We start from the raw sequence: 10,736 nt of genomic DNA on the forward strand, positions 1-10,736 counted from the left end.
CGACAATCGCATTTGCTTCTGGCAAGTGTGTGCATCGTTGATAGTGCCTGCTCCCAATGCCTTTCGGAGGAGACCTTGTTTCATACAAAAACGCCCGGGCAAGGCGAGCAGCCAATGCCGAAGAAACTAATTTACTTACAATGCGCAGGCACTGCCTGCTCGCCTTGCTCACACCCGAACTTTCGGGGCATTCAGTTCCACGCTACAGGTAAAACCATGTGGCACTAAAGCGCGTGTCATGCTGCTTATTATGTGCAAACTGCTATAACGCCTTGCTTGCAACAAACTCCTGCAAATAACATCTGCCAAATTCAAACAACATTGATTTGATTGATTCATGGTGGAAACGACATTGCAGCCTCGGCACAAAGCCTACGTCTACATGACCTGCGGCACACATCTTCTCGTTTTTGACGAACCGGAAACAGACATCGCAGGCACATTGCAGGTGCCGGGTGGAACATTGGATCCGGGCGAAAGCTATCTACAGGCTGCCAAACGCGAGTTTGAAGAAGAAACCGGCCTGAGTGTTTCCGGCGCACTTGAACAGTTCACAGGGCATGACTTCCTGTATGACGACGCTCTCACCTCAGGTCCGGAGCTACACCGCCGCAAATTTTTCCATCTCAAAATTCAGGAAAAAGCAAAGCAGACTTGGGATCATTACGAAATGAGCCCAAATGACGGTGGAGATCCTATCCTCTTTCGCTTCTTCTGGGTTGATTTGGCAGACAACGAAACTAAGTCCAAGCTAACAATGCACGGAGGGTTCGATATCCCTCTTGAGCAACTGTGTGAACGACTGAACATCACCCAATAAGGAAAACAACATGACCACTGCTCTAAACAAGATCGCTGTAATTGGCGGAGGATCTTGGGGAACTGCGCTCGCTTTGGCAGCCGCAAGAGCAGGTCGGGAAGTCTCCTTATGGGCCCGCGATGCGGAAACCATCGCCGCAATAAACGCCAGCAAACAGAACCCGAAGTACCTGCCCGGCATCGAGTGGACAGAGCAAATCACCGCAACCGGCATCCTTAAGCATGCTGTGAGCGGTGCCGACGCGCTTCTGCTCGTCACCCCAGCGCAAACAACGCGGGCGATGACAGAAGCGATCAAGCCGTTCTTAAAGCCAGCAACACCAATCGTTCTCTGCGCAAAAGGCATCGAGCAATCAACCGGCCAGCTCCTGTCTGAGGTGATCAAGTCCGTGGCGCCTGATGCCATCCCGGCAGCGCTGTCCGGTCCAAGCTTCGCACATGACGTGGCAAAGGGCTTGCCAACAGCCGTCACAATCGCCGCTGAAGACGGTGGAGTTGCAGACCAGCTTTCCGCAGCACTCGCCTCAAAAAGCTTCCGCCCCTACGCAACTGATGACCTTATCGGCGTACAAATTGGCGGAGCCCTCAAAAACGTGCTCGCAATCGCATGCGGCGCAGCAGTCGGCTATGGCCTCGGCGCCAGCGCACAGGCAGCTTTGACGGCCCGTGGCTTCGCAGAACTGACCCGCCTCGGCATGGCACTCAATGCCAGAAGCGAAACGCTCACAGGCTTGTCTGGTCTTGGTGATCTGGTCCTCACATGTTCCTCAACCCAATCACGAAATTTTGCCTTCGGGTTAAAGATCGGACAGGGTAGAACTCCGCAGGAATTGGTTGCACCAGGACAAAAGCTTGCAGAAGGCGCTCACTCCGCTAATATCGCGGTCGCCTTGGCAGCCGAACATGGTGTCGACATGCCAATTGCAAACACCGTGTCACAAATCGTAGCTGGGAAAATCGACGTCGCACAGGCTTTGAGCGACTTAATGACGCGCCCCCTCAAACGAGAGACACACCCCTAGTAGAATCCTTTTAAGCTAGGAATTGCCTGGTTGTATATCAGGGATCAAATGGTTAGGTTGAAAACCTGCTACTGGAGTATCCAATATGCTGTACGCTCTCATCTGCACTGATAAGGCGCATTCTGAAGACCTTCGCCAGAAAACACGACAAGACCATCTCGATTTTCTCAAAGGTCTTGGTGATCGCTTGAAGGCAGCTGGTCCTTTTATGTGTGATGACCTCGTATCTCCGACGGGTTCGCTGGTCTTGGTAGAAGCTGCGAACAGGGACGAAGCATTGGCAGTAGCTAATGAAGATCCTTATTCACTCGCAGGCCTCTTTGAATCTGTTGAGATCCGTCCTTGGAACTGGGTAATTAAGAACCCGGAAGCCTAATTTTGTTGTAAGTATTACAACACGTCAATTCTGGAGCACCAGTCTCTCATTGTAGGCAGGTGCTCTTTTTAATGGAGGCAAAGTTGCAATACTGGCTGTTCAAATCCGAACCTAACAAGTGGTCTTGGGATCATCAAAAAGCCAAGGGTGAAGAAGGCGAAGAGTGGGACGGCGTACGCAACTATCAGGCCCGCAACTTCATGCGCGACATGAAGATCGGAGACCGGGGCTTCTTCTACCATTCCAACATTGGCAAAGAAGTTGTCGGTATCGTAGAGGTCTGCGCGCTCGCACACCCGGATTCCACAACCGATGATCCACGCTGGGAATGCGTCGATATCAAAGCCGTCAAAGACCTTCCGCAGACAGTAACACTGGCGCAAGTGAAGGCCGAAGAACGCCTCTCCGATATGGCCCTCGTGACTTCCATGCGTCTTTCTGTTCAGCCGGTAAAGCCGGAAGAATGGGCCGTGGTTCTGGAAATGGCAGGAATGGACCCATCTGAGGTCTGATCTCACGATGAAAATTACGGACCGGCGCGCTTTTATTTTGGAACAGACACGGCAACACCCTGTTCCTCATGCGCCGTCTATATTCCTTCACCTGGCAGATGAAAGCGTCGATCTCTGGCGCATGGGTGAAGAGGAGCTGGAAGAACTCGGAGTCTCCTCCCCGTTCTGGGCATTTGCATGGGCAGGCGGACAAGCACTGGCACGCTACATTCTCGACAATCCCGAGACTGTTAAAGGCAAACACATCCTCGACTTCGCCAGCGGCTCAGGCCTCGTCGCCATCGCTGCAATGAAAGCCGGAGCAGCCTCAGCTGTCGCAGCAGACATTGATCCGTTCGCCTCCGATGCTGCACTTATCAACGCAGAGCTGAACCAGGTTACAATCAAAGTCAGCACTAAAGATCTTTTAAAAAGCTCTCTTGGCAATTACGACCTGATCTGCTGCGGCGATGTCTTTTACGACCCGGATATGACCACACGGGTTCTCAGTTGGTTGGACTCCAGTCCTAAGGAAAAGCTAATTCCGGTTTTGGTAGGAGACCCTCGACGCTCCTATTTCCCAACCTCACGTCTCACCCACCTGCAAACCTATGAAATTCCAGTACAACGAGAGCTGGAAGACAACGAGACAAAAAAGACATCCGTCTACGCGTTTTCTTGACTCTCTGAGTATCAATTACCGGCTAGGTCGGCTCATTTCCTCAAAGAACCGAGCAAGCGATTCTACATTCGCATCGGTTTTATAGGGGGATGTCAAAGCACACTCGACAATCACATTCCGCTTATCAATCTGAAGCGAGAAGTCACTGGTCAGCGGCCACATACTCCAACTGTCCCGCAAGGAGTTGTAACGCAAAGAAGTCCCGAACAGACCACCATTCACGAGAAGATTGATCGAGACATTGCGCCGAAAATCAAAAGGACCAGTTTCAAACTCGGCTTTGGCAGGCAAAAGGCTGGTGTATCGATTGGCTTTGTTGAGGAACATCCATTGCTGTTTCTCCTCTGTGACATTCCGAAAAACACTCCGATAGATCGCCATACTGCCTCACCGCTGTTGAAGTTAAACCACGTGCAATATGTGACCTGACGTCAGCGATAACTTAGCGTGACTAAGCTGTCCTCGGGTTAGTTAAGGAGCGGCATTGGCAGTTCATTTAATTTTACTCAACTGACCCTTTTGCAACTGATTTGCTCTTGCAATATTTCACTGCACTGGGCCAAAGTGAGGTTCATTTTCTAATCTCAATAAGAATCCGAAGTATTTGAGGGAGCGCTCCGATGCCAACCATTAATCGTCTTGCAGAAATGCACGATGAAATCACCGCTTGGCGCCGTGATTTTCATGAACATCCTGAAGTTCTTTATGAGACACACCGGACATCAGCAAAAGTAGCCGAAATTCTGAAAGAGATCGGCGTTGATGAAGTCACTACAGGTGTTGGCCGTACAGGCGTAGTTGGTGTTATCAAAGGCCGCAACGGTGGCGCTGGCAAATCCATCGCCCTTCGCGCTGACATGGATGCCCTTCCAATGGCCGAAGAAACCGGCAAGGAATACGCATCCAAAAACGAAGGCGCAATGCACGCATGTGGTCACGATGGCCACACCGCAATGCTGTTGGGCACCGCAAAATATCTTGCCGAGACCCGCAACTTCGACGGCACAGTCATTCTCGTGTTCCAGCCAGCTGAAGAAGGCGGCGCTGGCGCAAAAGCAATGATGGACGACGGCTTGTTTACCCGTTGGAACGTTGACGAGATCTACGGCCTGCATAACCAGCCAGGCACTCCGATTGACCACTTCGCAACCCGCTCTGGCCCGCTGATGGCATCCACCGATGAGTTCACCATCACAGTCAAAGGCGTCGGCGGCCACGCAGCATACCCACACAACACAATCGACCCTGTTGTGGTTGGCTCACAGATCGTCTCTGCGCTGCAGTCCATCGCATCCCGCAATGTTGGACCACTGCAGTCGATTGTAATCTCAGTGACTTTCTTCCAGGCTGGCACTGCATACAACATCATTCCAGACACAGCGAAACTGGGTGGTACCATCCGCACATTGGACCAAGATGTCCGCAAGCAAGCTGCTCAACGCGTGAAGCAGGTTGTCGAGGGCGTTTGTGCTGCAAACGGCGCTGGCGTGGACTACGATTTTGCAGATGGCTACCCATCTACATCAAACCATCCGGATCAGACCAAATTCGCAACCCAGATTGCTGCTGAAATTGCTGGCAGCGCAGACAAAGTGGATGAAAACATCGACCCAACCATGGGCGGCGAGGACTTTGCTTACTACCTGGAAGAAAAGCCGGGTGCTTTCATCTTCCTTGGAAACGGAGAGTCTGCTGGACTGCACCATCCGAAATATGACTTCAACGATGAAGCTATTCCATATGGCTGTTCCTATTTCATTAAATTGGTTGAAACTGCGATGCCAGCAACCTAAAGTGCACATTGCAATTTTCGAAGCCTCGGATTTTTCCGGGGCTTCTCTATATATAAAATATTCAGGCTATTACCGTGCAGATATCTAAACAAGCCATTGAAGTCGCTCATAAAAGAATTCAGAAATACATTCGCAAAACTCCGTCTATTGTGAGCGGTAACGGCACTTTTGGCCTGAAGTACTCCATTTCTTTGAAACTGGAACACCTGCAACACTCAGGTTCCTTCAAAGCACGTGGAGCATTCAACTCATTACTAAACAACTCAATTCCTGAAGCTGGCATAGCAGCAGCCTCAGGTGGCAATCACGGCGCTGCCGTTGCCTGTGCAGCCCATGCACTTGGCAAAAAAGCCAAGATCTTCGTCCCTGAGATCTCCAATCCAGCGAAGATCGATAAGATCCGCAGCTTCGGCGCAGACGTCCATGTCGAAGGCGCTGCCTATGCGGATGCTGCAGCACTCTGCACCCACTACCAGCAGCAAACCGGCGCAATTGATATTCATCCATTCGATGCCATAGATACAATCAACGGTCAGGGCACCGTAGCATTAGAATGGTCTGAGCAAAGCCCCGATCTGGATACCATCCTTGTGGCTGTCGGCGGCGGAGGCCTCGCAGCTGGTGTCGCAAGCTACTATGCAAACAGCCCCACCAAAGTCATTGCCATAGAGCCATTTGGTTCCTGCTCCATGAACGCAGCGCTTAAAGCCGGCGAGCCAGTTGATGTCGAACTGAACAGCATCGCGGCCAACGCACTTGGTGCAAAGCGATGCGGCACCTTCCCGTTTGAGGTCGCAAGAAACCACATCGCAGAATCCATCCTTGTTGAGGATGACGCTATTCTCGCCGCGCAACGCCGTCTCTGGAGAGAGATGCAGCTCGTCGTCGAACCAGGCGGCGCGACTGCACTGGCAGCTCTGATCTCCGGTGCATACAAGCCAGAAGAAGGCGAGCGCATCGGTGTCTTATTGTGTGGTGGTAACGCTGAACTCATTCAGGTCAACAACACCCTGTCTGGCCGATAAAAGAAAAGCGGTACATCCGTATGGAGGTACCGCTCTTGGAATTCTCTAAAGAACTTTACGCAGGAAACTGCGGGTTCTTGGATCATCTGGGCTCGTGAAGATCTTCTCAGGTGGGCCCTGCTCAACAATGCGCCCACCTTCCATAAACAGAACACGATCAGCGATCTCTTTTGCAAATGCCATCTCATGGGTCACGATCAACATCGTCTGATGAGCCTGCGCAACGCGGGTAAGCAGCTGCAGCACTTCATCAACCCACTCAGGATCAAGCGCAGAGGTTGGCTCATCAACCAGCATCAGCTCTGAGTTGCTCGCCATCGCCCGGCCAATACCAACACGCTGCTGCTGACCACCAGAAAGAGACGCAGGATAAGCATCTGTTTTATCTGCCAGACCGATGTCCCGTAGAATTTCATCCGCCCGCTCAAACGCAGTCTCTTTGGCTTCACCACGAACGGTGATCAAGCCTTCAGCAATATTCTCACGTGCTGTCTTGTTGGCAAACAGAGCATAGTTCTGGAACACAAAAGCTGTCCTCAAACGCATCTCTTTGATCTGCGCGGAATTCGCCTTTTGAACATCAATGCTTTTGCCATCAAGAACATACTCACCCTGCTCTGGTGTCTCAAGGAAGTTGAGACAACGCAGCAAAGTGGATTTACCAGTCCCGGACGGACCAATAATGGCGATGCGTTCGCCTTTTTTGATATCCAGGTCGATCCCGTTCAACACAGGGACACCATTATAGATTTTTGTGAGCCCGCGGATCTGGATCATCTGGAAACAGCCTTTGAAAGTCGGTTTTCAATTTGGGTCTGAACGAAAGCAAGGCTCTCAACCACAGCCCAATAAATAACGGCAACGACAATAAACGTCTCGAAGTACAGGAAGCTTCCTGCTGCTTCTTTCTGCGCAGCACCCATCAATTCAGTCACACCAAGCGTAAAGGCCAGACTGGTGCTTTTGATCAGATCGATGAAGTAGTTAATCAGCGTTGGCGCAGCAACACGCGCGGCTTGCGGTAGAATAATCCGGCGCATCATCTGACCAGTAGACATACCAATCGACTTTGCTGCTTCCCATTGGCTACGGTCTACACCCAGGATCGCTGCACGGATACTCTCAGCCATATAAGCGGAGAAGTGCAGAGTCAGACCGATAATCGCAGCTGAAACCCCATCAATCGCAGTGAGGAACGAAAACAGCTGCGGCAAACCGTAGTAGAACAAAAACAGCTGCACCAGCAGCGGCGTTCCGCGAAAGAAGCTGATAAAGAGCCGCGTGATTGCATCCAAGACAGGAAAGCGCACCACGCGGATAATTGCAAACAGCGATGCAAGTATAAGCGCCAAAATCATGGACACACTTGCCATACCCAAGGTTAGGGGTAAGTACTTTAAAAGGATCGGCAAAAGGCCGAGCATGTAGTCCAGATCTAAGGCGCGCATAATCAGTTCTTATTATTAGAGCATGCCCTCGAACGACGAGAGTAAATTCCCGAAGGCATGAAAAAGGAAAAGCAGTTCCACCAAAGATTCTTAGATGCGAACTGCTTTACTAATTCTGAACGGACAGCTTAGTCAGCTTTGGTGATGTCCGCTCCAAACCACTTGTCGGAAATCTCAGCCAGCTTGCCAGAAGCTTTCAGTTCGTCGATTGCAACGTCTACCTTAGCAGCCAAAGCTTTACCATCTTCATCAGTACGGAACGGCATTGCGTTGCGAATTTCAGAGAATGGAGCACCAGCCAGAGCCAGTGGCAACGGAGTTTCTTTGATCACCTGAGTTGCACTGATACGGTCATGAATAAACGCATCAACACGGCCAAGTGCGGTATCCTGGGCCAGATTGCTTTCATAGGTGCGGATGTCAATTTCATCAGCAAACGGCAAACCGCGCAGAAGCTCTTCAAAGTTGGAACCAAGGTTTACAGCAACGCTTTTGCCTTTGAGGTCTTCAACGCCACCGATTTCTTCGTTGCCAGCTTTTACAACAACCTGCGCACCGTCATAAACGTATGGCTGGGAGAAGGTGAACTTGGCTTCACGCTCAGGTGTAATGGTGATCTGGTTTGCAATAGTATCAATGCGACCAGCTTCCAAAGCGCCAATCAGACCGGAGAAGCTCATGGTAACGAATTCAACTTCATCACCAGTCTGCTTAGCAATCGCACGAGCAACGTCAACTTCAAAGCCCTGCAGAACATCTTGCTTAACAAATGTGAATGGGAAATACCCACCAGACATGCCCACACGGATTGTTTCAGCCTGAGCAGGAACAGCCACGAGAAGGGCAAGTGCAGCAACAGTAGAACGAGAGAACATAATCTATTCCTGATTACTATTATTTTGTTGAGCTCGTTCTATCAGAATGAGGAAAATTTTCTACAATTAGCGAAGCTGTGAGCTTATTTAAATCAAATAAACTACCAATACTGGAATTTATTAGAATTAGATGCCACATAATCTCACATGCATAAAAAATACTTCCTATAAGGCGTACCGAGACAAAATCTCATTTGAGAACATCTTGTCATTTTCTGCAATTTTCCAGCAATATCATGGAGATGTTACAGGTAAAACGTGCAGTTACCCCTAGTTTTTAGCCAATACGTATAACTAGGGACCTCCCCCTTTGAAAAAAAATGCTCCCCGCAAAACAGAGAGCATTTCTGGTTCAGATCTGAAGCCTTTTGTCAGTTCACCATATCGAAGAACTCTGCTTCAAGCTCACACATATGAGTAAAGCTCTCTGAGATCTCGCTTTGGCGCTTCACGCGTTCCTCTTCGCCAATCGAGTTCACTTCCCGCTTAATCCACTCAATGAACTCTCCAAACTCATCGGTCGCCAGAAACTCAACCCACTCAGCAAGGTAGAACCGCTCAGGTCGTGGCTTGGCAGCTTCCCGATGGCCCCATTCGCGATAGATCCACTCCGAAGCCAGCAATGTTGCCATGCCATCAACGTAGTGACCTTTGCCAGCTGTCGACAACAGCGTTGCGCCAATTGCCCGGGTAATCGTATTGGGCTTGGCAGCCTCATAAACCTCAGGCGCGATGCCCAGTTCTTTAAAGGTGCGCTGAAAATAGCCCAGTTCATTAGAAGTCAGTTGCTGCGCAAAGCCTGACAACCGTGCTTTAGCAGCCATTGTCGGCGCCTTGGCAATCAGGAATCCAAGCGCAGATGCCAAGTCCTGAATGTAGTGGTAATCCTCCAACAAGTAACGGGTGAACACCTCGGCACTCACTGTGTCGTTACCAACAGCACTGGTAAACGGGTGATTGATCGCCTTATTCCAAGCAGGTCCTGCAGATTTCACAAGCCAATCCGTAAAGGTCTCATCCGTATGAGTGATCTTGTAGTTGGCATAACTTGCAGTGTTCAGCATTCTCGTGTGCCTCCCAACACATTGTCCTGAAGCGCATCCTCCTAAAAGAGGTTCGGATATTCCCCAAAAGGACACGCATGGCAAAAACGCTAAGAGCAGGAAGCGTCAATCTTGAGAAACGCAAAGTGCTCTGGCTTACATCTACTTCGAACAATGCCACTCAGAGTTACGCTGCACTAGACGGAAATCACCGTATATGCCCCCTGCAATTTTAGGGGTATCATCTCGCGCCCGTCGTACTGCACCACACTGCACCCTCTACTTTGGCGGGAAAACTAAGCCTTCCACTCATACAAAATATCTGGTGCACCTTCTTCATTCTCTGAACCACTTGTCCGCTTCACTTCCTTAAACCCATGCGCTTCGTAAAATGCTCTCGCATCCACATTCTCAACAAAGCACATAAGCTTCAGATTTCCGGAAGAGTGAGCTTTTGCTTGGTTTAAGAGCTTTGTACCAACGCCCTTCCGCAGGTGCCGCGGATCCAGATAAAGCTGTTCTACCCAGTCATCTTTGGTGGCCATCATACCTATGATTTGCTCATCTCCCATGACTATTGTCAGTTCATTCTCTTTAAAAACAATATTCTGAAAGAACCAAAGATCTTCTTCTGGCGTGTGCAGTCTAGGTATAAATGAAAGGCATCGGTCTCGCGAATACCGGTACATGCGAGCGACCTCAGGCAACTCATCATACCGCGCAGCTCTAATTTCAAGTGTTTGCATATTCCCCCCATAATTTGGGATAAACCTAGCATAACCTCTACGTAAAGTATTCCCGCAAACACCAATAGCACCACATGGCATCCCATGCAGTGTTGAACCAGAATTCCCGGAAGTCGGGATGAGCAAGGCGGCAGGCAATGCCTGCGCTACTTGTTTAAAAATGTTTCTTCAGCATTGGCTACACGCCTTGCCCGGGCTTTCTTTGGATGAACAACGTCGCCTCTTTTGCCTATAAGGCACGATAGCCGGTTTCCCGGAAAGAAAGTGGCTTATCCAGACACGTTTCCATGCCCAAACAGTTCCTCCGTCTTTGACAAACACATCTGCAAAAGCAGGTCTTACTGCCGGTACATCTGCACCTGTCACCGCGTGATACCCTATAGTCCTGGGCCCTTCCCCTCAAACCATGCGGTCAC

13 protein-coding genes are annotated in these 10,736 nt (G+C 50.2%); 7 read left to right on the forward strand and 6 right to left on the reverse strand.

The annotated features are described in order from the left end of the window. Positions 1-337: 337 nt before the first annotated feature. From PsW64_RS13075 to PsW64_RS13095, 5 genes are all read left to right on the forward strand, one after another. A complete protein-coding gene (locus tag PsW64_RS13075) occupies positions 338-820 on the forward strand; it encodes an NUDIX hydrolase (protein WP_244271790.1) in 483 nt (160 codons plus the stop codon). Positions 821-830: 10 nt separating this feature from the next. Further along, complete coding sequence (locus tag PsW64_RS13080; protein ID WP_063303887.1) at positions 831-1,841, forward strand: NAD(P)H-dependent glycerol-3-phosphate dehydrogenase; 1,011 nt, start codon at positions 831-833, stop codon at positions 1,839-1,841. 85 nt (positions 1,842-1,926) lie between these two features. Beyond that, on the forward strand, positions 1,927-2,217 hold the full coding sequence (locus PsW64_RS13085) for a YciI family protein (protein ID WP_057461912.1): 291 nt from the start codon (positions 1,927-1,929) through the stop codon (positions 2,215-2,217). Positions 2,218-2,300: 83 nt separating this feature from the next. After that, entirely contained in the window at positions 2,301-2,729 is a 429-nt protein-coding gene (locus PsW64_RS13090) for an EVE domain-containing protein (protein ID WP_057461924.1), read from the forward strand. A 7-nt stretch (positions 2,730-2,736) separates the two neighbouring features. Beyond that, complete coding sequence (locus PsW64_RS13095) at positions 2,737-3,390, forward strand: class I SAM-dependent methyltransferase (RefSeq protein ID WP_063303888.1); 654 nt, start codon at positions 2,737-2,739, stop codon at positions 3,388-3,390. Positions 3,391-3,405: 15 nt separating this feature from the next. Here the strand turns inward: PsW64_RS13095 and PsW64_RS13100 are convergent, their stop codons facing one another. Further along, positions 3,406-3,771, reverse strand: coding sequence for a hypothetical protein (locus PsW64_RS13100; RefSeq protein ID WP_063290347.1), 366 nt, complete (start codon positions 3,769-3,771; stop codon positions 3,406-3,408). 239 nt (positions 3,772-4,010) lie between these two features. Between PsW64_RS13100 and PsW64_RS13105 the strand changes: the two genes are divergently transcribed. Continuing rightward, complete coding sequence (locus PsW64_RS13105; protein WP_063303889.1) at positions 4,011-5,183, forward strand: M20 aminoacylase family protein; 1,173 nt, start codon at positions 4,011-4,013, stop codon at positions 5,181-5,183. A gap of 74 nt (positions 5,184-5,257) precedes the next feature. Continuing rightward, positions 5,258-6,208: a threonine/serine dehydratase gene (locus PsW64_RS13110; RefSeq protein ID WP_063303890.1), complete on the forward strand. Its 951-nt coding sequence runs from the start codon at positions 5,258-5,260 to the stop codon at positions 6,206-6,208. 45 nt (positions 6,209-6,253) lie between these two features. On the opposite strand, the gene PsW64_RS13115 is transcribed toward PsW64_RS13110, so the two are convergent. From PsW64_RS13115 to PsW64_RS13135, 5 genes are all read right to left on the reverse strand, one after another. Continuing rightward, positions 6,254-6,985, reverse strand: a complete 732-nt coding sequence (locus PsW64_RS13115) for an amino acid ABC transporter ATP-binding protein (RefSeq protein ID WP_063290350.1) — start codon at positions 6,983-6,985, stop codon at positions 6,254-6,256. Further along, positions 6,982-7,656, reverse strand: a complete 675-nt coding sequence (locus PsW64_RS13120; protein WP_057465115.1) for an amino acid ABC transporter permease — start codon at positions 7,654-7,656, stop codon at positions 6,982-6,984. Before PsW64_RS13120 ends, PsW64_RS13115 begins: the two co-directional genes overlap by 4 nt. Before the next feature lie 128 nt (positions 7,657-7,784). After that, entirely contained in the window at positions 7,785-8,531 is a 747-nt protein-coding gene (locus PsW64_RS13125; RefSeq protein WP_057465114.1) for an amino acid ABC transporter substrate-binding protein, read from the reverse strand. A gap of 371 nt (positions 8,532-8,902) precedes the next feature. Further along, positions 8,903-9,595, reverse strand: coding sequence for a TenA family protein (locus tag PsW64_RS13130; RefSeq protein ID WP_063303891.1), 693 nt, complete (start codon positions 9,593-9,595; stop codon positions 8,903-8,905). Between the two features lie 275 nt (positions 9,596-9,870). After that, positions 9,871-10,320, reverse strand: coding sequence for a GNAT family N-acetyltransferase (locus PsW64_RS13135; RefSeq protein WP_063303892.1), 450 nt, complete (start codon positions 10,318-10,320; stop codon positions 9,871-9,873). Positions 10,321-10,736 lie beyond the last annotated feature (416 nt).

The organism is Pseudovibrio sp. W64 (assembly GCF_001623145.1).
Lineage (GTDB): Bacteria > Pseudomonadota > Alphaproteobacteria > Rhizobiales > Stappiaceae > Pseudovibrio.

Coding starts and splice junctions, on each gene's coding strand:
- PsW64_RS13075 (WP_244271790.1), top strand. CDS start 338: ATGGTGGAAACGACATTGCAGCCTCGGCACAAAGCCTACGTCTACATG.
- PsW64_RS13080 (WP_063303887.1), top strand. CDS start 831: ATGACCACTGCTCTAAACAAGATCGCTGTAATTGGCGGAGGATCTTGG.
- PsW64_RS13085 (WP_057461912.1), top strand. CDS start 1,927: ATGCTGTACGCTCTCATCTGCACTGATAAGGCGCATTCTGAAGACCTT.
- PsW64_RS13095 (WP_063303888.1), top strand. CDS start 2,737: ATGAAAATTACGGACCGGCGCGCTTTTATTTTGGAACAGACACGGCAA.
- PsW64_RS13100 (WP_063290347.1), bottom strand. CDS start 3,771: ATGGCGATCTATCGGAGTGTTTTTCGGAATGTCACAGAGGAGAAACAG.
- PsW64_RS13105 (WP_063303889.1), top strand. CDS start 4,011: ATGCCAACCATTAATCGTCTTGCAGAAATGCACGATGAAATCACCGCT.
- PsW64_RS13115 (WP_063290350.1), bottom strand. CDS start 6,985: ATGATCCAGATCCGCGGGCTCACAAAAATCTATAATGGTGTCCCTGTG.
- PsW64_RS13120 (WP_057465115.1), bottom strand. CDS start 7,656: ATGCGCGCCTTAGATCTGGACTACATGCTCGGCCTTTTGCCGATCCTT.
- PsW64_RS13125 (WP_057465114.1), bottom strand. CDS start 8,531: ATGTTCTCTCGTTCTACTGTTGCTGCACTTGCCCTTCTCGTGGCTGTT.
- PsW64_RS13130 (WP_063303891.1), bottom strand. CDS start 9,595: ATGCTGAACACTGCAAGTTATGCCAACTACAAGATCACTCATACGGAT.
- PsW64_RS13135 (WP_063303892.1), bottom strand. CDS start 10,320: ATGCAAACACTTGAAATTAGAGCTGCGCGGTATGATGAGTTGCCTGAG.